At 57.1% G+C, this 20,886-nt stretch carries 16 protein-coding genes; 11 read left to right on the top strand and 5 right to left on the bottom strand.

Translation table 11 applies throughout. From position 1 onward, the window contains the following. The first annotated feature begins 42 nt into the window (after positions 1 to 42). The 4 genes from fmt (at position 43) to BW686_RS09515 (ending at position 6,185) form a co-directional block, all read left to right on the top strand. Complete coding sequence (gene fmt / locus BW686_RS09530) at positions 43 to 987, top strand: methionyl-tRNA formyltransferase (protein WP_084916058.1); 945 nt, start codon at positions 43 to 45, stop codon at positions 985 to 987. Then, positions 984 to 2,309, top strand: a complete 1,326-nt coding sequence (rsmB, locus tag BW686_RS09525; protein WP_102048005.1) for a 16S rRNA (cytosine(967)-C(5))-methyltransferase RsmB — start codon at positions 984 to 986, stop codon at positions 2,307 to 2,309. The genes fmt and rsmB overlap by 4 nt, the downstream gene beginning before the upstream one ends. A 4-nt stretch (positions 2,310 to 2,313) precedes the next feature. After that, positions 2,314 to 3,687: a Trk system potassium transporter TrkA gene (gene trkA / locus BW686_RS09520; RefSeq protein WP_084916057.1), complete on the top strand. Its 1,374-nt coding sequence runs from the start codon at positions 2,314 to 2,316 to the stop codon at positions 3,685 to 3,687. A gap of 143 nt (positions 3,688 to 3,830) precedes the next feature. Continuing rightward, positions 3,831 to 6,185 carry an FdhF/YdeP family oxidoreductase gene (locus tag BW686_RS09515; protein ID WP_084916056.1) on the top strand — a complete coding sequence of 785 codons (2,355 nt, stop codon included), beginning with the start codon at positions 3,831 to 3,833 and terminating at the stop codon, positions 6,183 to 6,185. 446 nt (positions 6,186 to 6,631) lie between these two features. On the opposite strand, the gene BW686_RS09510 is transcribed toward BW686_RS09515, so the two are convergent. Together BW686_RS09510 and BW686_RS09505 are read right to left on the bottom strand one after the other, a co-directional pair. Then, positions 6,632 to 7,519, bottom strand: a complete 888-nt coding sequence (locus tag BW686_RS09510) for a lysophospholipid acyltransferase (RefSeq protein WP_084916055.1) — start codon at positions 7,517 to 7,519, stop codon at positions 6,632 to 6,634. A gap of 37 nt (positions 7,520 to 7,556) precedes the next feature. Next, a complete protein-coding gene (locus BW686_RS09505; protein WP_084916054.1) occupies positions 7,557 to 8,108 on the bottom strand; it encodes a DNA-3-methyladenine glycosylase I in 552 nt (183 codons plus the stop codon). Positions 8,109 to 8,187: 79 nt separating this feature from the next. Between BW686_RS09505 and glyQ the strand changes: the two genes are divergently transcribed. The 7 genes from glyQ (at position 8,188) to BW686_RS09470 (ending at position 16,879) form a co-directional block, all read left to right on the top strand. Beyond that, positions 8,188 to 9,135, top strand: coding sequence for a glycine--tRNA ligase subunit alpha (gene glyQ / locus BW686_RS09500; protein WP_084916053.1), 948 nt, complete (start codon positions 8,188 to 8,190; stop codon positions 9,133 to 9,135). After that, positions 9,132 to 11,186, top strand: coding sequence for a glycine--tRNA ligase subunit beta (glyS, locus tag BW686_RS09495; protein ID WP_084916052.1), 2,055 nt, complete (start codon positions 9,132 to 9,134; stop codon positions 11,184 to 11,186). Before glyQ ends, glyS begins: the two co-directional genes overlap by 4 nt. A gap of 10 nt (positions 11,187 to 11,196) precedes the next feature. Further along, positions 11,197 to 11,751 carry a D-glycero-beta-D-manno-heptose 1,7-bisphosphate 7-phosphatase gene (gmhB, locus tag BW686_RS09490; protein ID WP_179149218.1) on the top strand — a complete coding sequence of 185 codons (555 nt, stop codon included), beginning with the start codon at positions 11,197 to 11,199 and terminating at the stop codon, positions 11,749 to 11,751. A gap of 57 nt (positions 11,752 to 11,808) precedes the next feature. Continuing rightward, positions 11,809 to 12,579: a lysophospholipid acyltransferase family protein gene (locus BW686_RS09485; protein WP_084916051.1), complete on the top strand. Its 771-nt coding sequence runs from the start codon at positions 11,809 to 11,811 to the stop codon at positions 12,577 to 12,579. A gap of 873 nt (positions 12,580 to 13,452) precedes the next feature. Beyond that, on the top strand, positions 13,453 to 15,009 hold the full coding sequence (locus tag BW686_RS09480; protein WP_011102959.1) for a recombinase family protein: 1,557 nt from the start codon (positions 13,453 to 13,455) through the stop codon (positions 15,007 to 15,009). After that, positions 15,006 to 15,911 (top strand): plasmid partitioning protein RepB C-terminal domain-containing protein, encoded by a 906-nt coding sequence (locus BW686_RS09475; protein ID WP_011102958.1) that lies wholly within the window; start codon positions 15,006 to 15,008, stop codon positions 15,909 to 15,911. The genes BW686_RS09480 and BW686_RS09475 overlap by 4 nt, the downstream gene beginning before the upstream one ends. Continuing rightward, entirely contained in the window at positions 15,911 to 16,879 is a 969-nt protein-coding gene (locus BW686_RS09470; RefSeq protein ID WP_011102957.1) for a plasmid partitioning protein RepB C-terminal domain-containing protein, read from the top strand. The genes BW686_RS09475 and BW686_RS09470 overlap by 1 nt, the downstream gene beginning before the upstream one ends. 801 nt (positions 16,880 to 17,680) lie before the next feature. Here BW686_RS09470 and BW686_RS09460 read toward each other — a convergent pair. From BW686_RS09460 to BW686_RS09450, 3 genes are all read right to left on the bottom strand, one after another. Continuing rightward, positions 17,681 to 18,418, bottom strand: coding sequence for a metallophosphoesterase (locus BW686_RS09460; protein WP_011102956.1), 738 nt, complete (start codon positions 18,416 to 18,418; stop codon positions 17,681 to 17,683). 127 nt (positions 18,419 to 18,545) lie between these two features. Next, entirely contained in the window at positions 18,546 to 18,878 is a 333-nt protein-coding gene (locus tag BW686_RS27450; RefSeq protein WP_373270996.1) for a DUF6957 family protein, read from the bottom strand. A 117-nt stretch (positions 18,879 to 18,995) separates the two neighbouring features. Continuing rightward, positions 18,996 to 20,882: a TniQ family protein gene (locus BW686_RS09450; RefSeq protein WP_084916050.1), complete on the bottom strand. Its 1,887-nt coding sequence runs from the start codon at positions 20,880 to 20,882 to the stop codon at positions 18,996 to 18,998. Between the last annotated feature and the right edge of the window lie 4 nt (positions 20,883 to 20,886).

The following is a 20,886-nucleotide window of genomic DNA, read 5'->3' as shown; positions in this document are numbered from 1 at the left end:
AAAGGCCTGTAGAGGCCTTTTTGTTTTTAAAACGAGAACTCCATGACTGAGCCACTGCGCATCGTCTTCGCCGGCACCCCGGAATTTGCCGCCGAACACCTCAAGGCCCTGCTCGACAGCCCTCACCAGATCGTGGCCGTGTACACCCAGCCTGATCGCCCGGCCGGTCGCGGACAAAAGCTGATGCCCAGTCCGGTCAAGCAATTGGCACTGCAACATGACATCCCCGTGATGCAGCCGCCCACACTGCGCGCCCCGGAGGCGCAGGCCGAACTGGCCGCGCTCAAGCCTGATTTGATGGTCGTCGTCGCCTATGGCCTGATCCTGCCGCAAGAGGTGCTGGATATTCCGCGTCTGGGCTGCATCAACAGCCACGCGTCGCTGCTGCCACGCTGGCGCGGCGCGGCGCCGATTCAGCGGGCCGTGCAGGCCGGTGATGCCGAGAGCGGTGTGACCGTGATGCGCATGGAAGCCGGGCTGGACACCGGGCCGATGCTGCTCAAGGCCGTGACGCCGATCACCGCGCAAGACACCGGCGGCACGTTGCATGACCGCCTGGCCGAGCTGGGGCCACCGGCAGTGTTGCAAGCCATTGCCGGCCTGGCAGACGGTTCGCTGGTGGGCGAAGTGCAGGACGATGGTCTGGCCAACTATGCTCACAAATTGAACAAGGATGAAGCGCGTATCGACTGGACACGTCCGGCAGATGAGCTGGAGCGTCTGGTGCGCGCCTTCAACCCGTGGCCGATCTGCCACAGCACGCTGAACGAAGAAACCCTGAAAGTGCTGGCCGCCGATCTGGCCGAAGGGCACGGCGCACCAGGGACGATCCTCAGCGCCAGCAAGGACGGGTTGATCGTCGCCTGCGGTCAGCACGCGCTGCGCCTGACCCGCCTGCAACTGCCAGGTGGCAAGCCGCTGAATTTCACTGACCTGTTCAACAGCCGCCGCGAGAAATTCGCCATCGGCACGGTATTGGGCCAATGAACCCGCGTCTGGCCGCCGCCAAGGCTCTGGCTGCCGTACTCAGTGGCAAGGCGTCGCTGAACAGCTCGCTGCCCACCCAGCTGGACAAGGTCGAACTGCGTGATCGCGGCCTGACTCAGGATCTGGCCTTTGGTACCGCGCGCTGGCAGCCACGCCTGTCGGCATTGGCCGCCAAATTGTTGCAAAAGCCGTTCAAGGCCGCCGATGCCGACGTCGAAGCGTTGCTGCTGGTCGGTCTTTATCAGCTGTTTTACAGCCGTATCCCTGCTCACGCAGCCATTGGCGAAACCGTGGGCTGCGCCGACAAACTGAAAAAGCCGTGGGCCAAAGGCTTGCTCAACGCCGTACTGCGCAACGCACAACGCGAGGGCGAAGCGCTGCTGATCGAGCTGGAACACGACCCTGTCGTGCGCACCGCCCACCCGCGCTGGCTGCAAAAAGCCCTGAAAGCGGCATGGCCTGAACAATGGGAAGCCATCTGTGCGGCCAACAACGCGCATCCACCGATGATCCTGCGGGTCAATCGTCGCCATAACAGTCGAGATCAGTACCTCGAATTGCTGAAGGCTGCGGGGCTGGAGGCCAGCGCCTGCACGTTCAGTCAGGACGGTATCGTGCTGGCCGAACCGTGCGATGTGCGCTCGCTGCCCGGTTTTGCCGAAGGCTGGATCAGCGTTCAGGACGAAGCTGCGCAACTGGCCGCCGACCTGCTGGAGCTGGCGCCGGGCCAACGCGTGCTTGACGCCTGCTGCGCGCCGGGCGGCAAAACCTGTCACCTGCTGGAAGTGCAACCGCAACTGAGCGGCGTGGTGGCGGTAGACCTGGAAGCCAAGCGTCTGGTGCGTGTGCGTGAGAACCTCGACCGCCTGGGCCTGGACGCAGAACTGATCGCTGCCGATGCACGGGACACGGCGCAATGGTGGGACGGCCAGCCGTTCCAGCGCATCCTGCTCGACGCACCGTGTTCGGCCACCGGCGTGATCCGTCGCCACCCGGACATCAAACTGACCCGCCAGCTGGACGACATCGCTGCACTTGCCACCTTGCAGGGTGAGCTGCTGGACGCGCTATGGCCTACGCTGCAAGTGGGCGGCATGCTGGTGTACGCGACCTGCTCGACACTGCCGACCGAAAACACCGACGTCATCGAGGCGTTCCTGGCCCGTACCTCCGGAGCCCGAGAACTGGACATCGCCGGGCAGGCGGGGCAGCCACCGGCTGGCATCAAACAACCCCACGGTCGCCAGTTGCTGGCCCAAGAGGGCGGTCACGATGGTTTTTACTACGCCAAACTGATCAAGATCGCGGCGGCGCGGGAGTAAGCAGTTGAAAATCATCATTCTGGGTGCAGGTCAGGTGGGCGGGACGCTGGCCGAGCATCTGGCGGGCGAAGCCAATGACATCACCGTGGTCGACACCGACGGCGACCGGCTGCGCAATCTGGGCGACCGTCTGGACATTCGCACGGTGCAGGGCAAAGGCTCTTATCCGGCGGTGCTGCGCCAGGCTGGTGCGGACGACGCCGACATGCTGGTGGCTGTGACCAGCAGCGACGAAGCCAACATGATCGCTTGTCAGGTCGCCCACACGCTGTTCCACACACCGACCAAGATCGCGCGCATCCGTGAGGCGGCGTACCTGACCCGCGCGGGCCTGTTCGACAAGAATGCGATTCCGGTCGACGTGCTGATCAGCCCGGAACAGGTGGTCACCAATTACATCAAGCGACTGATCGAGTACCCCGGTGCGTTGCAGGTGATCGACTTTGCCGAAGGCAAGGCGCAACTGGTCGCGGTCAAAGCCTATTACGGCGGGCCACTGGTGGGGCAGCAACTGCGTCAGTTGCGAGCACACATGCCTGACGTCGACACGCGCATCGCAGCGATTTACCGGCGTGACCGGGCCATTCTGCCCAAGGGCGATACGGTCATCGAAGCCGACGACGAAGTATTCTTCATCGCTGCCAAAGCCGACATTCGTGCGGTGATGGGCGAACTGCGACGCCTCGACGAAAACTACAAACGCATCGTCATCGCAGGCGGCGGCAACATCGGCGAGCGTCTGGCCGAAGCCATCGAAAGCCGCTATCAGGTCAAGATCATTGAAGTGAACCCGGCGCGCTGTCGTTACCTGTCGGAGCACCTCGACAGCACGGTGGTGCTGCAAGGCAGTTCCTCGGATCGCGACCTGTTGCTGGAAGAAAACATCGCTAACACCGATCTGTTCCTGGCCCTGACCAACGACGATGAGGCCAACATCATGTCGTCGTTGCTGGCCAAGCGCATGGGCGCGCGCAAGGTGATGACGCTGATCAACAACCCGGCCTACGTTGACCTGGTGCAAGGCGGAGAGATCGACGTTGCGGTCAGCCCCCAACTGGCGACGATCGGTACGCTGCTGGCCCACGTGCGCCGCGGCGATATCGTCAGTGTTCACTCGCTGCGCCGCGGCGCGGCAGAGGCCATCGAAATCGTTGCGCATGGCGACACCAAGTCCAGCAAAGTGGTGGGGCGCGCCATCAGGGACATCAACCTGCCGACCGGTACGGCAATCGGTGCGATTATTCGTGATGAACAGGTCCTCATCGCCCACGATGTCACGGTCATCGAGTCGGGCGACCATGTGATCATGTTTCTTGTGGATAAAAAATGCATCCGCGACGTGGAGCGGTTGTTTCAGGTGGGTCTGAGTTTTTTCTGAACAGCCGCCATCCTGAATGAACCTCTTGCCGACCCGACCGGTCGGCAACGCTCGTCGATCCGGGCGAATTCTCCTTGGGCCCGTGTATCACACGTACACGCGCACTAAGCCTGTGACGGGCTTTACCAGGGAAAACATACGCAATGTCCGACTCCAATGCCCCCCTTCAAGGCTCGCAAACCGACGGTTCCCCGGCGGGCGGCTGGCCCGCGCTGAATGCGGTCAACAAACACCTGTTGCACCAGCATGTGCTGATCAAGGGCAACCGCACGCTGCTGTCCATGAACAAGCCTGGCGGTTTCGATTGCCCCAGCTGTTCCTGGCCCGACCCAAAAAAGCCGCACACTTTTGAATACTGTGAGAACGGTGCCAAGGCACTGGCTTGGGAATCGACAAAAAAACGCGTGACGCCTGAGTTTTTCGCCCAGCATACGGTCAGTGAGCTGGCCACCTGGAGCGATCACGATCTGGAAAAACAGGGCCGCATTGCCGAGCCGATGCGCTACGACGCTGCCAGCGACAAATACTTGCCCGTCAGTTGGAATGAGGCCTTTGCCGAGATCGGTGAAGAGCTGCGCCATCTGAGCGACCCGTGGAAACTGGAACTGTACACTTCCGGGCGCACCTCGAACGAAGCGGCGTTTCTGTATCAGCTGTTTGGCCGCCTGTACGGCATGGCCAATTTCCCTGATTGCTCGAACATGTGCCATGAGACCACCACCGTGGCGCTGCCGGAGTCAATCGGGGTCGGCAAGGGCACCACGACGCTGGAAGACTTCGAGAACGCCGACGCGATTTTCATCATTGGCCAGAACCCCGGAAGCAACAGCCCGCGCATGATGTCCGAGCTGCACGCTGCCGCCCGTCGCGGTGCCAGCATCATCTCGTTCAATCCGCTGCGCGAGAAGGCGCTGGTACGCTTTGCTTCACCCCAAGATCGGCGCGACATGCTCAGCCTGCATGGCGTGGAGATCAGCTCGCAGTATCATCAGGTCAGGATCGGCGGCGACATGATCGCCCTGCAGGGTATCTGCAAAGCCGTCATCGAAGCGGATGACGCGGCTCAGCGTGATCATCGGCCACGCGTGCTCGATGTGGCCTTCATTGAAGAACACACCCACGGCCTGGAGCAGTACGCCGATTACTGCCGACAGTTACCGTGGGAAATCATCGAGCGTCACTCGGGGCTGACACGTCAGGCGATGGAGGATGTGGCGGCGGTCTACATACGCTCGGAACGAGTCATCTGCTGCTGGGGCATGGGCATTACTCAGCACAAGCGCGGCGGTGACGCGATGCAGCAGATCATCAACCTGCTGCTGTTACGCGGCAACATCGGCAAGCTCGGTGCCGGGGCCTGTCCGGTGCGCGGGCATTCCAATGTGCAGGGCGACCGGACGATGGGCATCTATGAAAAAGCCGGTGAGCCGTTTCTGGCCAGCATGAGCAAGGTGTTCGGTTTCGAGGCGTCCAGAGAAAAAGGGCACGCCGTGGCTGAAACCTGCGAAGCCTTGCTGCGTGGCGAGGTGGAAGCCCTCATTTGCATGGGCGGCAATTTTTTCCGCGCCATTCCGGATACCGACGTGATCTGCCCGACCGTCAACCGCTTGAAAATGACTGTGCTGGTCAACACCAAACTCAACCGCAGTGCCACGGTGCATGGCCAGAAAGCCTTTTTGCTGCCCTGCGTGGCGCGCTCGGAACGGGACATGCAGAACGGCGTGGCGCAAACCATCACGGTCGAAGACTCGATGTCGATGGTGCATGGCTCGACCGGCATGCTGGAGCCTGCGTCGAAGCATCTGATTTCCGAAGTCGCCATCATCGCTGGTATCGCCAAGGCAACGCTTGCGCCCAACCCCAAGGTGGACTGGGACAGCTACGTGAACGACTACGCACGAATCCGCGACAAGATCGAAGAAGTGCTGCCCGAGCAGTTTTACGACTTCAATCAGCGCATCCTAGAACCCGGCGGTTTCCGCCTGCCCAACGCTGCCAGCGAGCGTAAGTGGGACACCGAGTCCGGCAAGGCCAACTTCCTCTTTACTGAAGGGATCTACGACGAGGACGACACGCCACCGGGCGCGAAGCATCTGCAGTTGATGACGATCCGCAGCCATGATCAGTTCAACACCACGGTGTATTCCAACGATGACCGTTATCGGGATATTTTTGGCGACCGCATGGTGGTGATGCTCAATCCGCAGGACATCGAACGCCTGGGGTTGAAGGCCGGGGATTACATCGAATTCCAGACCGCGCTGGACCTGACCACGCCGCGTCGCGCACCGGGCTTCAAGGTCATCCCCTATGATGTGCCGCAAGGCTGCTGCGCGGCGTACTACCCGGAAACCAATGGCCTGCTGCCCTTGGCCAACCGTGACAGCCGCAGCAACACCCCGGCGGCAAAATCCATCCCGGTGAACCTGGTGAGGATGAGCTCGGAAGGGGCGCAAGTAGCATTGGAACGGCGCGGATTGATTGCGGCGGCGAGCTAAATCCAGCGCGCAACCGCCGCTCTGCGTCCGATCTTGAGCAGGCGGCGCGGCATAGATCTGTGACGCGGAGCGTGCGGAACGAGAGGTGTCCGGGCTGGAGCATGAGGCTATCGTGCGGCGCTCCGCGTCGCATGCAGTTCTGGACGCTCTGCGTCCGATCTTTCCCGTGCGACGCGGCACAGATCTGTAACGCGGAGCGTGCGGAACGAGAGGTGTCCGGGCTGGAGCGTGAGGCACGGTACTCTCGACTATCGTGCGGCGCTCCGCGTCGCATGCAGTTCTGGACGCTCTGCGTCCGATCTTTCCCGTGCGACGCGGCACAGATCTGTAACGCGGAGCGTGCGGAACGAGAGGTGTCCGGGCTGCATCGTGAGGAACGATACTCTCGACTATCGTGCGGCGCTCTGCGTCGCATGCAGTTCTGGACGCTCTGCGTCCGATCTTTCCTAATACCAGCGCGCTTCACCTGCCGGGCGTTTCTTGAAGCGTTTCATGGTCCACATGTACTGGCTCGGGTAGGCCCGTACGTACTTCTCGACCACTTTGCTCATTGCCGCTGCCGAGGTTTCGGTGTCGGTGCTGTACATGGCTTCCGGAGCGGCTTCCAGTACCACTTTGTAGCCTGAACCGTCCGGCAGGCGCATGGCGTGCAGGAATACGCCGACCGCCTTGCCTCCAGCGAGCATGTTCGGCACAAACTTGCTGGTCAGCGCCTGGGTGCCGCAGAACGGGACGAAGATGCCCGCCGATTCTGCCGGCTCCGGATCGGCCGGAATGCCCACCGAGCCGCCTTTGCGCACTTCCTTGATAACGCTGAGGATCCCTTCCTTGGTCGACGCCGCCACCCGGTTGCCCAACTGCACACGCTGTTTGCGCAGCAGGTCATCCACCGCCTTCAATTTAGGGGGGCGATAGAAAATGATCGGCTTGCACTGGCTGCAATAGAAATGATTAAGCACTTCCCAGTTGCCCAGGTGGCTGGTGATGCCGACCACGCCTTTGCCAGAGGCCAGCGCATCCTTGAGCACATCTAGCCCTTCGACCTCACGCACCAGATTGATCGATTTCTGTGCAGGCCAGATCCACGCGCAGGCACTTTCGGTCAGCGTCTTGCCGATATCCATCAGGCTGCGGCCGACCAGCTTTTCCAGCTCCGGCTCGCTCAGCTCGGGAAAACACTTGGACAGATTGATCCGTGCCACCTCGCGTGAGCGGTTAGGCAGTTTCCACATCAACCAGCCGATGGCCGTGCCGACCCACTGCACGGCTCGCCACGGCAACAACGCAAACAAACGCAACGCCCCGACCATTACGGCGCCTTTGAACTTATCCACAGATGACTCCCAGATTATCGAGGCGGGTAGTGTAACGTCAGCGGCTCAACACCGCGTATCGATCACAATCGACGGTGTGGTCCATGACCATGCCGCTGGCCTGCATGTACGCATAACAGATCGTCGGACCCACAAAGGTGAAGCCGGCCTTTTTCAGCGCCTTGCTCATCGCCTCGGCCTCGACGGTGATCGCCGGCACTTCACTGCGATCCTTGAAATGATTGACCTTCGGCTCGCCACCGACAAACGACCAGAGCAGGCTGACCGGGTCTTCGAGCGCCAGCCAGGCCCGCGCGTTGGTGCGCACGGCCTTGAGTTTGAGCCGGTTGCGAATGATGGTCGGGTCAAGCATCAGCGCTTCGATCTCGGCGTCACTCAATTGTGCCAGCCGCTCGGCATCAAAGCCGTGCAAAACCTCGCGATAACGCGCCCGGCGCTTGAGAATCGTGATCCACGACAACCCCGCCTGGAACCCTTCGAGCAAAAGCAACTCGAAGAGCTTCTGCGCATCGCGCAGCGGCACTCCCCACTCCTGATCGTGATAAGCGATGTACAGGGGGTCTTCGTTGCACCAAAAGCAGCGTGTCATAGGGCTCCCAAGAGTGGACGTGCGGCCGAATCGGGTATACTCCCGCTCTTTGAATCGCAGCCCAGCACAGGTGAAATTTGTGAGCCAGCCTACGCCAGCCGTGCGTACCTTCCAAGACTTGATCCTCGCCCTCCAGCAATACTGGGCAGAACAAGGTTGCGTGGTACTTCAGCCCTACGATATGGAAGTAGGCGCCGGCACGTTCCACACTGCCACGTTTCTGCGCGCCGTAGGCCCGGAAACCTGGAACGCCGCTTACGTACAGCCAAGCCGTCGTCCGACTGACGGCCGTTACGGCGAGAACCCGAACCGCCTGCAGCATTACTATCAGTTTCAGGTGATTCTCAAGCCTAACCCGGACAACTTTCAGGAACTGTACCTGGGCTCGCTCAAGCACATCGGGCTCGATCCGCTGGTGCATGACGTACGGTTTGTCGAAGACAACTGGGAATCGCCGACGCTGGGCGCCTGGGGTCTGGGCTGGGAAATCTGGCTCAACGGCATGGAAGTCTCGCAGTTCACCTACTTCCAGCAGGTCGGCGGCCTGGAATGCTACCCGGTCACCGGCGAAATCACTTACGGCCTCGAGCGCCTGGCGATGTACCAGCAGGGCGTGGACTCGGTCTACGATCTGGTCTGGGCTGACGGTCCATTCGGTAAAGTGACCTATGGCGACGTGTTCCACCAGAACGAGGTGGAGCAGTCGACCTACAACTTCGAACACGCCAACGTCGACAAACTGTTCGAACTGTTCGACTTCTACGAAAGCGAAGCCGCGCACCTGATCGAGCTGGAGTTGCCATTGCCGGGTTACGAAATGGTCCTCAAGGCTTCGCACACGTTCAACCTGCTCGACGCCCGCCGCGCGATTTCCGTGACTGCGCGTCAGCAATACATTCTGCGCGTGCGCACGCTGGCCCGTTCGGTGGCTCAGGCCTACCTGCAAGCCCGTGCCCGTCTCGGCTTCCCGATGGCGCCGCCCGATCTACGCGATGAAGTGTTGGCCAAGCTGGAGGCAGCGCAATGAGTGCTCAAGATTTTCTGGTCGAACTGGGCACAGAAGAACTGCCACCCAAGACCCTCGTTTCCCTGGCCGATGCTTTTCTGGCCGGCATTGAAAAGGGCCTGCAGGGCGCAGGGCTGACCTACAGCGCCAAACAGGTCTATGCCGCACCGCGTCGTCTGGCTGTGCTGATCACCGCACTGGCCACGCAACAACCGGATCGCAGCGTCAACCTCGACGGCCCACCGCGTCAGGCAGCGTTCGACGCTGACGGCAACCCGACTCAGGCAGCACTGGGCTTCGCCAAGAAGTGCGGCGTCGACCTGAGCGAAATCGATCAGAGCGGTCCAAAACTGCGTTACAGCCAGACCATCCTCGGCAAGCCGACGATGTCCCTGCTGCCGACCATTGTCGAAGACTCGCTGAACGACCTGCCGATTGCCAAGCGCATGCGCTGGGGCGCTCGCAAGGAAGAGTTCGTGCGGCCGACCCAGTGGCTGGTCATGCTGTTCGGCGATCAGGTTGTTGATTGCACGATCCTCGCCCAGAGCGCCGGTCGTCATTCTCGCGGCCACCGCTTCCATCATCCGGAAGACGTCCGTATTTCCTCGCCTGCCGGTTACCTTGGCGACCTGCGCGCGGCTCATGTGCTGGCCGACTTCAACGAACGTCGCCAGATCATCAGCAAGCGCGTCGAAGAGCTGGCGACCCAGCAGGAAGGCACGGCCATCGTGCCGCCAAGCCTGCTGGATGAAGTGGCGGGGCTGGTCGAGTGGCCGGTTCCACTGGTGTGTTCGTTCGAAGAGCGTTTCCTGGAAGTCCCTCAGGAAGCCCTGATTACCACCATGCAGGACAACCAGAAGTATTTCTGCCTGCTGGATGTCGATGGCAAGCTGCTGCCGCGCTTCATCACAGTGGCCAACATCGAAAGCAAGGACCCTGCACAGATCATCGCCGGTAACGAGAAAGTGGTTCGTCCACGCCTCACCGACGCCGAGTTCTTCTTCAAGCAGGACAAGAAGCAGAAGCTGGAAACCTTCAACGACCGCCTGAAAAACGTCGTGTTCCAGGCTCAGCTGGGCAGCGTGTTCGACAAGGCCGAACGTGTTTCGAAGCTTGCCGCCTACATCGCCCCCCGCATCGGCGGCGACGCTCAGCGTGCAGCGCGTGCGGGCCTGTTGTCCAAGTGCGACCTGTCGAGCGAGATGGTGGGCGAGTTTCCGGAAATGCAGGGCATTGCCGGTTACTACTACGCCAAGGCCGACGGCGAGCCGGAAGATGTCGCGCTGGCGCTCAACGAGCAGTACATGCCACGCGGCGCAGGTGCCGAACTGCCGACCACACTGACCGGTGCAGCGGTTGCTATCGCTGACAAGCTCGACACGCTGGTCGGTATCTTCGGTATCGGCATGCTGCCCACCGGCAGCAAGGACCCGTATGCGCTGCGTCGTGCAGCGCTGGGCATCCTGCGAATCCTGATCGAGAAGAAGCTCGACCTGAACCTGGTCGAGACCGTGAAATTCGCGGTCACGCAGTTTGGTGCCAAGATCAAGCCGGCCGGTCTGGCGGAGCAGGTGCTGGAGTTCATCTTCGACCGCCTGCGTGCGCGTTACGAAGACGAAGGCGTCGATGTGGCGGTGTACCTCTCGGTGCGTGCCTTGCAGCCTGCCTCGGCGCTTGATTTCGATCAGCGCGTTCAGGCGGTTCAAGCGTTCCGCAAACTGCCGCAGGCCGCTGCACTGGCTGCCGTGAACAAGCGCGTGTCGAACCTGTTGAGCAAGGCCGAGGGCAATATCGCCCAGACCGTCGAGCCGAAGTATTTCGACAACGCCAACGAGTTCTCGCTGTATTCAGCGATCCAGCAGGCTGATCACGCCGTTCAGCCAATGGCTGCCGACCGCCAGTACAGCGAATCGCTGGCGCGTCTGGCCATGCTGCGTGAGCCGGTCGATGCGTTCTTCGAAGCGGTCATGGTCAACGCGGAAGACGCCAACGTGCGTGCCAACCGTTATGCCTTGTTGTCGCGTCTGCGCGGCTTGTTCCTCGGCGTCGCTGACATCTCGCTGCTGGGCTGACAAGGGGTCGATGGTGAAACTGCTGATACTGGATCGGGACGGAGTGATCAATCATGACTCCGACGCTTACATAAAGTCGGTGGAGGAATGGCTGCCCATTCCCGGCTCGATCCAGGCTATCGCAGATCTGAGCAAGGCTGGCTGGACGGTGGCGGTTGCCACCAACCAGTCCGGCATTGCCCGAGGTTACTACGACCTGGCCACACTCGACGCCATGCACGCGCGCCTGCGCACGTTGGTGGCAGAGCAGGGTGGCGAGGTGGGTTTGATCGTTTATTGCCCGCATGGGCCGGACGAAGGCTGTGACTGCCGCAAACCCAGACCTGGCATGCTGCAGACCATTGCCCGCCACTACGCGGCAGACCTCAAGGGTCTGTGGTTCGTGGGCGACAGCAAAGGTGATCTGCAAGCCGCCCTGGCCGTCGGTTCTCAGCCTGTGCTGGTCAAGACCGGCAAAGGCTGCCGAACGATGGACGGTGACGTGCCTGAAGGCACGCTTATTTTTGACGATCTGGCGGCGGTTGCCGCAGAACTTATCCACAACAGCGCTTCACTGAACAGCTGATCCATCAGGTTCAAGACGCTCAAGGAGCGGGCACCTGCCCGTACGGTAAACGTAACTATGTCGATCATGCAGGCAATCAGGACTTTCTTCTTTTACCTGTTGCTGGGCACCAGCTCGCTGCTGTGGTGCTCATTGAGCTTTTTCATCGCTCCTTTCCTGCCGTTCAAAGCCCGCTATCGCTTCATCAATGTCTACTGGTGCCGCTGTGCCCTCTGGCTGACCCGCGTGTTCCTGAACATCAAGGTTGAAGTGACCGGCGCAGAAAACGTACCGACAACACCTTGCGTGATCATCTCCAACCATCAGAGCACGTGGGAAACCTTCTTTCTGTCGGCGTATTTCGAACCGCTGAGCCAGGTTCTCAAGCGTGAGCTGCTGTACGTGCCGTTCTTCGGCTGGGCAATGGCGATGCTGCGCCCTATCGCCATCGACCGCGACAACCCGAAGGCGGCCCTCAGGGAGATCGCCAAGAAGGGCGACGAGCTGCTCAAGGACGGCGTGTGGGTCCTGATCTTCCCCGAAGGCACCCGCGTGCCTTACGGTCAGGTCGGCAAGTTCTCACGCGGCGGCACCGCACTGGCGGTCAACGCCGATCTGCCGGTTCTGCCTATTGCTCACAATGCCGGGAAATACTGGCCTCGGGATGGCTGGGGGAAAAAGCCTGGCACCATTCAAGTGGTGATCGGCGAACCCATGTACGCCGAAGGCACCGGCCCACGCGCCATTGCAGCGTTGAATGAGCGCGTTCAGACCTGGAATGAAGACACCCAACGCGCACTGGGCTCACCGGTTGCACCCGCAACGGACACCGAAAAAGTGCCCGCGTGATTTTGTGGATAACCTGTGTACGGTTTTTGAAAAAGCATTGGAAAACGACGGTAACTCCCTAATTCCACTGCTTATTTCCCACCGCGATTAAAACCTCCAAACCGTGCATAAGTTTCCGTGATGAATAAAAACCGACCTCTTTGAGGTCGGTTTTTTGTTGGCGCGCGATTAAGGGGAACCGTCACCTACACCAGGGCTGATCGAACCACAATGAGTCAGCAATGGCCTGCACACCCGTGGACGTCGCCTTCAATAAAAATAGGCTAAGGGACGGTGAGGGGAGGGTGAAGCGCGCCCTCCGGATCGATCAGGCAATTGAGCCACACAAACAAAAACCCCGGCTTTCGCCGGGGTTGATGTTTGATCAAGCGTCCTGTCGGCGGGCAACATGAATGTCATCCGTCACGCTATAAAAATCAATGACTTAAGAACGAATTGGGCAAGATTAATGACATGAACGCGTCAAACAAGATGTCATCTTCCGTCCAACGAGCGCAACTTATTGTCATTTTCCGCAAGCCAGAAGAACTGCGCGCTGACCGCACTACATATCCGCTACGCCGCCCACTCAAAGAGTTCAATGCGTAACCCAGATTGACAAATTGGCAATTTCCCTAAGGTTACAGGGATTCCAGCCAGCATGGAACAGGCATTTTTCTCGCCGACTGCTAACAGAATTTGTAGTCCATATAAGTCTTATGAAAGCATCGCAGTTGAGCAGGAGGAGTCAGCAAACCTGTACCCCATAGCCTTGTAACCCACCTAGCGTCTGCTCCATGCCTTGTCACCATCAGGTCATAAAGCAACGCTAGGCTGAATAGAATGGGCCGGAATTTTCTGGTCTAGAGGAGGCCTGCCTTGTCCTCTCCGTCCATGCGAAAAAGACTAGAAGACTACTCCGACGGCTTGATAGCGGCTGCGGAATACGTTCGCATGTCGACTGATCACCAACGCTATTCCACCGAAAACCAATCGGCTGCTATTCATGCTTACGCCCTGAGCCATGGCATGGACATTGTAAAAACCTATCGTGATGAAGGCAAAAGCGGCTTAGACATCGGGGGCCGCGACGCTCTGCGTAGGTTGCTCGATGACGTCCAGGCGGGAAATGTTCAGTTCCAAATTATTCTGGTTTATGACGTCAGTCGCTGGGGGCGCTTTCAGAACACAGACGAGAGCGCTCATTATGAATACCTCTGTACCAGCTCAGGCATCCAGGTGGTGTATTGCGCAGAGCCCTTCGAGAACGATGGTTCGCCTCTGGCAACGATTTATAAAGGTATCAAACGTTCAATGGCAGGAGAGTACAGTCGCGAGCTCTCTCAAAAAGTTTTCGCTGGCCAATGCCGCCTTGTGGAAAAGGGTTTCCATCAGGGCGGGCCCGCAGGGTATGGACTGCGCCGCGCTCTGATTGATGAGAAAAATGAGTTCAAGGCAGAACTGTCGCGGGGGCAGCAAAAAAGCATTCAGACGGACAGGGTCATCCTAATTCCTGGGCCTGAAGCTGAGATAGAAATCGTTCAACACATCTATCACCGATTCATCCACAACGGGATGAACGAACGCGAAATTGCTAACGCACTTAATGCTGACGGTGTGCTCACCGACTTTGATCGTCCTTGGAGCCGTAGCAGCGTCCACGAGGTGCTGACCAATGAGAAATATATTGGCAACAACGTATACAACAAAACATCATCCAAGCTACGCAAACGTAGCAGCCGCAACCCGCCCGACAAGTGGATACGCTGTGATGGCGCATTTCAAGGAATTGTTTCACTAGAGGTTTTTACCTGCGCTCGCGAAATCATCCTGCAGCGTTCACACCGCCTAGATGATACACAAATGCTAGAACTGCTCCGCGCCTTACTTCAACAGGCAGGCTCATTATCTGGGATGCTCATTGACGAGCAGGACAACATGCCCTCCAGCACTGTTTACATAAGTCGTTTTGGTGGACTTTTACGCGCCTATACCCTCATCGGTTACGCACCAGACCGAGATTATCGATATATGGATATCAATCGGTCTCTACGACAACTACATCCACAGGTTTTTGAAGACGTAATAAAACACTTGGAAAACGCTGGAGCGAGTGTAGAAATCAGTGCTCAGAATGACGTATTAACAGTTAACGGTGAGTGGACGGCATCTGTAGTTATCGCCCGCTGTCACTCAACTCCGGCAGGCACTCTTCGATGGAAACTGAGATTCGACATTAGCCTGGCACCAGATATCACCATTGCTGTGCGCATGGAGCGAGCAAACCTTCAAGTCCGGGACTATTACCTCGTTCCACTTATAGACATGGGCGCCTGGCCACAGAAAATGGCAGAAGAAAACAGCCCTCTGATAGACAGCTACTGTTTCCAAACTCTGGATGTACTTGATGGGCTTGCTGCCCGCTGCTCTCTGAAGGAGGCTTGTCAATGACCGTCCCCTTAACCACACGCGACCGTATCGCACTTATACCTATCGCAGAAATTCATATACTTAACCCGCGAACGAGAAACAAGAAAATCCACCATGAGCTTATCGAAAATATCAAAACAGTCGGACTCAAACGCCCGATTACTGTCAGCCGCAGAGTGTCAACTCAAGGGTCTTTCAACTATGACCTTGTATGCGGACAAGGTCGTTTAGAAGCGTTCCTGGCTCTAGAGGCTACTGAGATTCCAGCTTTCGTGATCGACTCGGCGGAAGAAGATTGCCTTGTCATGAGTTTGGTGGAAAACGTTGCGCGAAGGCAACATCGTCCGATCGACCTTATGAATGAAGTGGGGCGCTTAAAAGGCCGAGGCAAAACAGATGCGGAAATCGCAACCATAATTGGTAGTACATCCTCATGGGTCAACATGATTGTTAATCTGATTGAGCGAGGTGAAGAAAAACTCCTCTCGGCTGTTGAAACCGGGCTGATCCCATTGAGCATGGCGACGGATATCGCTCGGAGCAGTGAAAGTGATATTCAAGATTTACTCACCGACGCTTACGAACGAGGGATCAGAGGAAAGAAAATCACCAAACTACGGCACCTCCTGGAGCTCCGGGCCAAGAAGGACAAGCTTGTACGCGGAAATCCCTTGGGCGTTAGCCAAAATAAGAAAAAAAGGCTTACCCCAACTGACTTGAGGCATTTGTTTGAGCGGGAGGCTGAGCGGCAGCGTTTGATGGTGAAAAAAGCAGCATTTACTCACGACCGTGTTGTTTTCTCAATCCAAGCTATAAAAGAGCTTTTGGCCGTCAGTGATTTCGAAAAGCTACTTTCTACAGAACACCTAGATTCGATGCCAAAGCTGATACAGGCTAGACTATCGAATAGAGGAGGCTTGTGATGTCTAACCGAAAATTAAGCCCTGATAAAACACAGCCAATATATGCTCCCAACAATGCTTTTCTGGACGAATGCGTTCGAGTCGAAATCATTAATATTCTGCCGCTGAAGGTCTTACGTCCTGCGGTCAAAGAGAGTACTAAGTATCATCAAATTCTTGCCTCTATCCAAGATGTAGGACTAGTGGAGCCGCCAGCTGTCACACCTGCACCGGGCACCAGTGGACAATATTTTCTGCTCGATGGCCATCTGCGCATTGAAGTTCTGAAAGATTTAGGCGAGCTAAAAGTAGATTGCTTGGTAGCAACTGACGATGATACTTATTCGTACAATAAACGTACTAATCGATTATCCGCTGTCCAAAGTAACAAAATGATCGTACGAGCAATGGAACGAGGCGTATCAGCCGAAAGGCTTGGTAAAGCCCTCGGGCTATCACCGCAGACCATCAGGCAGAGATTTCGCCTGCTTAATGGTATTTGCGCAGAGGTCGTAGCCCTTTTGGGTGACACGGACTGCCCGGCCAATGTATTTAACCTGTTACGGCAGATGAAACCCTTAAGGCAAATCGAAGCAGCAGAACTGATGATTGGGAACAAAAACCTATCGGTTCTCCTTGCTAAAGCACTATTAGCGGCCACACCACCCGACCAGCTCGTGATGATAAAAAAGCCTTCTCAAGATCATCAGGTTTCTGCGGAGTCCATGGCACGCTTGGAGCGCGAGCTAGCTGCCTTGCAGATGCAGATCAAGACAGTCGAAGAGGACTATGGGCCTGATGTCCTTCATTTGACGGTTATAAAAGGCTACCTGACCAAGCTTCTCGCCAACGCTGCCGTTGTGCGGTGGTTAGCTCGGCACCAACCAGAGTACCTGAAAGAATTCCAGTCCATTGCCGAGTTGACCGAACTGCCTTGGGCAGACAACGGGCCCGAAGATGATTTACAGAGCACCACTGCCGAGGGTTGATGGTGCCAACCGGATGTATCCAGATGCTATTCGTATTCGATATACCTCGTTGGAGGGACATTGGATCATCCAATGGCGCATAGGCGCACGTCGTAGTATGGAAGCCGAGATTCCGTCTTGGAATTATGGCTCACGAATAATTATTGGATTTTAATAATTCGGCATAAAATCTTTGGCCTCGGCCAGACAGGTCGTTGAATGAGCACGCAAGCGGCTCATAAGATACAGAGCCAGCCGAAGCAATCCTCAGCCACGACCCGCTCAACGGCTAACTATAGGTCGTTTGGCCCGTTGATCCGCTGCATGCCACCAGGTAATGAGAAAGACGCAGTTCGCGCCCCGTGAACCGGGTTACCGTCGATTCTTCGCGAGGGTTCGCCGTCTGTACTGTTGTAGGCACCGGGTATCATTAATTTGAAAGAATGATTGTCACTGCAACCGCTCTGGCGTCAGATGAATGCCCTTTGAACGAAGCCTGAGGAAAGTCTGCAGCGACTGTCGGCCACCCTTACGATGAAAACTGGCAATCACATAAAAGCTTCCGCTGACTGTCCGCAGTGCCCAAAACGAGCCATAGCGGTCTGCATGGAGAATGTCAGAGGTTCGTAACCTGTGACCGTCTTGGAAATATCCTACTCGACTTGCCTTCACATGCCGGTACATTACGCCATATCCGCAGCAGGACACGATGATGACATTGGTAAGAAAAGCCGTAACCAGCTCAGGAAAATAGCAGCTATAAGCCCGAGCCAGGCGGCATCTGGAGTAGCGGGAAAGGCTATCCACTGAACCTCTCCTCGATTAAACCGTTAACACTAAACCAGCATCGAAACCGGTATCTTCATTTGGATACCCACGCGGATTGCATACCACTCTGGTGCCTTCAACGTCATAGTCCACCGCTGTGTGTGAATGGCCATGTACCCACAAATTGGCCCGATCGCTACCCATGAGATGTTCCCAACGATTTGCATAGGCAGCATCCATATGACCACCAGCATGCGGGTTGTCCTGAAGGGATCGTAGCGAAGGAGCATGGTGTGTGATCACCACCGTCGCGCCGTCGTATGGCTCTTTCAGTCTCGCCCACAACCACTCTCGCGCATTCACAGACCTCTCAACCAAGTCACTTGGCCGAATACGCCGGTAATTTTCGGTACGGATTTGCCGAAAATCGTTCATTAGATTTTGGGCGCTTATGGATGCCAGTGGAGCGTTGCCGGTAGCTGAAAAATCCGTCCACGCTGTGGCACCCAGAAAGCGGACGCCTTCTATGACGACCTGTTCGAGATCAAGAATCTGGACATGACTGTCACATGCCAAGCGCATTTTCTCCAGCGTCTTGGTGAGATGACCACCGTAGTACTCGTGATTGCCAGGCACATACAGCACAGGGCAGGTGAAAGCTTTACCGGCCCAAGCAACCCCACGGGTTTTGATATCAATATCGCCGGACAGGATCACCAAATCCACATCCAGTTTTGACGGTAGGTAGGGCTCAAACTCGTTGTGTAAATCGGAGAGCAGGTGAATGCGCATCGTCTTTTCCTCAAACGGTCACTGAGTGGCGGGGCGTCTGACATGGGCAAGCTGTCATGGGCAAACTTGTCGATGATCATCCTTCAACTCGGTCAGCTAGATAGGCCCCGAGCAATTTCATACAGCTCTAGAGGACGCGCTCTAGGACATCAGGCGCTGAAACCTTGCGCATCCCACCGCCTAGCAGCACGTAAACCGTGCGGCACGTCTTAAAGAGAAACCCATCTTGGAAAACGTGTAGCGGTGAGGTTCGAACAAAGTCACCACACCTCCACTGATCGGTACTGTCATGTATGACGGTATGGGCATATAAAATCACGGGCTGACAACGGGCTTCTTGCAGATCTGCTCGCTGCACATCGCTAACATCCAAATCGACCCAAACCCAATCCCGGACTAAGCAAAAAGGCGCCTGCGGACAATGTTGCCGGACGTACGCAATCGCCTCATCGTTCTTCATTTCGGAACCAGACATTGGCTGGCCTGGCCCATAAAGCACTTCAACCACATCACTGAGGTAATGCATTTCAGACTCTCCATGCGCCAGCTGGCGCCGGTTACGTTGTCGCACAGGCGGCTAACACTGGATAAAATCCACCTGGGCCATTTGATTAGCCAAATCTCGGATAGTGGGCTTACGCAGTTGAGCTCCGCGTGCCAAGTCAGCACTCCGCAATAACAGGCCACGATGAGCTCCTCCTGCTTCCTGAGGCGGAACAATGCATTCGATCTTCGCGGGCCGGAGGGACTGGAGCAAATAGGGCGTTTTGGTCTCAAGCTGCTTGGAGATCTCAGCAGTTGGAACGTATGTCAGAAGAAAACGAACAAGCGCGGATACAGGCACTACATCTCGCTTAGCTTTGCCATGTTTCTCTTCGACAGCATTAAGGTATCCGCCCTGAATCCATTTCTTGATCACTGCAGGTTTCCACCCTGATATCTGGGCCAAGTGGTCTACGCTGAGCGCGACGTCCGGATTGTTGTCTCGAACACGCTGTTCGATTTCGGCCTGATCGAACTGTAAGCCTGCCAGTCCAGGGAGAGCTGGCACATGCCCCGTCGGGCAGATCGTTCCCTGCAAAATGTCCTGGAGCACCGCGACAATCTTGGCATTGGATATGCCGTGTCTTACCGAAATGTCCTGAATTCCGATGGGGAGAGAAACCCGAGCTTTCTTACGCACCCGTTTAATCAACTGAGCAACAACTGCGTCAATCTCGGTAGCTAAAAATTCGCCCGCGACTAACACAGGCCGCTCATCACGTTTGTACCGGCGGAGGCCTCCGGCTTGCACGAAACGCTCAAAAAATATTTTTGAGACGTTCAGTCGACGGCGAGCCTCGGTTGCGGAAAGGTATTCAGCACGTGCTGATGCGATCTGATCAAGCGTAGAGCGCTGAATGGCGACAAAGCGACTCTTACCTTCCTGGTGAACCCTCCCGATCACAGCTTGCTTGATCACTAGGTTGGCCAGAATATCTGGAGCAACTCCTAACAAGCGCGCAGCCTCTGCCGCTGAGAACCACTGCATCGCTTCAGCGTTATCAGGCCCAAACATCATCGCGCGCGTATTGAGCCCTAAGCGCCCGTCAAAGTGTTCAGCCACTTGTGCCCTGAACTGATCTCGAACGAAATCAAAGCTGGAGGATGAGTAGGTGCTGAATAACTCCCTGTACCAAGATCCAATCCGTTCGGCGAGACCAACGCCATGGCCTGAGCGAAGTTGGTTTTGCATGGCCGCATCAAAACGTGCTGGCCAATCACTCAGCAACGACTCCAAACAACCCACCATCACCAGCGAATCTTGCAAAGGTGAAGAACTGCTGAAGCGAGGTTTAGCCATCGGCAAACCGCTTCGTTGAGCTTGGTGCTTCGCGAGTAGCGTTAAGAAGTCAGGCAACAGCGGTTCGAATCCCTGACGGCGGCAAATCTCGGTAAACCCTTTGTGCTCGCCGACACCCGCATCAGCCATCAGTGCGGATAATATCATTGCGAACTCTGACGCTTGGGCGCTAACAGCAAGCCGTAGATCGTACCCGCAGTCACAAAGCTCCAGCGTGCGTCGGTGGTAACTGATCGGTTTCTCGCAGTCGGGGCAGTTGCCAAGCAGCACAATGCCATGGGTGGGACAAGCTGTGACCAGCAGATGAGACCAAGCCTCTTTAGCATATCCATCGGAGGCCAAGCACTCTGGACAGACCGGTGAATGGCCATTGCGAAGGTAGCTGGGTTGACCAAGGTAATGCGTTTGGCCAATGAGAGTTGTACTGAGCTGTTCCTCTTTCAGCTCAAAACATTCGCAGATTTGAGCGAGCTCTGGCGACGAGTAAGCGGCTGCTAACTTGAGCCCTCGTTCGCCCAACAGCGCCTGAGCGCAACCATAGCCGTTGAGCTCCGCTTTTCGCATCAAAAGAGAGTTCAGGCTTTCACCTGATTGGAGGGCCACATTTTGGAAAAACGACATTTAT

Origin of the sequence: Pseudomonas syringae (assembly GCF_002157375.1) — a bacterium.
Taxonomy (GTDB): Bacteria; Pseudomonadota; Gammaproteobacteria; order Pseudomonadales; family Pseudomonadaceae; genus Aquipseudomonas; species Aquipseudomonas syringae_T.
The sequence above is the reverse complement of the archived record's forward strand: the minus strand, read 5'-3'. Positions and strand labels throughout refer to the sequence as shown.

Coding starts and splice junctions, on each gene's coding strand:
- fmt (WP_084916058.1), top strand. CDS start 43: ATGACTGAGCCACTGCGCATCGTCTTCGCCGGCACCCCGGAATTTGCC.
- rsmB (WP_102048005.1), top strand. CDS start 984: ATGAACCCGCGTCTGGCCGCCGCCAAGGCTCTGGCTGCCGTACTCAGT.
- BW686_RS09515 (WP_084916056.1), top strand. CDS start 3,831: ATGTCCGACTCCAATGCCCCCCTTCAAGGCTCGCAAACCGACGGTTCC.
- BW686_RS09505 (WP_084916054.1), bottom strand. CDS start 8,108: ATGACACGCTGCTTTTGGTGCAACGAAGACCCCCTGTACATCGCTTAT.
- glyS (WP_084916052.1), top strand. CDS start 9,132: ATGAGTGCTCAAGATTTTCTGGTCGAACTGGGCACAGAAGAACTGCCA.
- gmhB (WP_179149218.1), top strand. CDS start 11,197: ATGGTGAAACTGCTGATACTGGATCGGGACGGAGTGATCAATCATGAC.
- BW686_RS09485 (WP_084916051.1), top strand. CDS start 11,809: ATGTCGATCATGCAGGCAATCAGGACTTTCTTCTTTTACCTGTTGCTG.
- BW686_RS09480 (WP_011102959.1), top strand. CDS start 13,453: ATGCGAAAAAGACTAGAAGACTACTCCGACGGCTTGATAGCGGCTGCG.
- BW686_RS09475 (WP_011102958.1), top strand. CDS start 15,006: ATGACCGTCCCCTTAACCACACGCGACCGTATCGCACTTATACCTATC.
- BW686_RS09470 (WP_011102957.1), top strand. CDS start 15,911: ATGTCTAACCGAAAATTAAGCCCTGATAAAACACAGCCAATATATGCT.
- BW686_RS09460 (WP_011102956.1), bottom strand. CDS start 18,418: ATGCGCATTCACCTGCTCTCCGATTTACACAACGAGTTTGAGCCCTAC.
- BW686_RS27450 (WP_373270996.1), bottom strand. CDS start 18,878: ATGAAGAACGATGAGGCGATTGCGTACGTCCGGCAACATTGTCCGCAG.
- BW686_RS09450 (WP_084916050.1), bottom strand. CDS start 20,882: ATGTCGTTTTTCCAAAATGTGGCCCTCCAATCAGGTGAAAGCCTGAAC.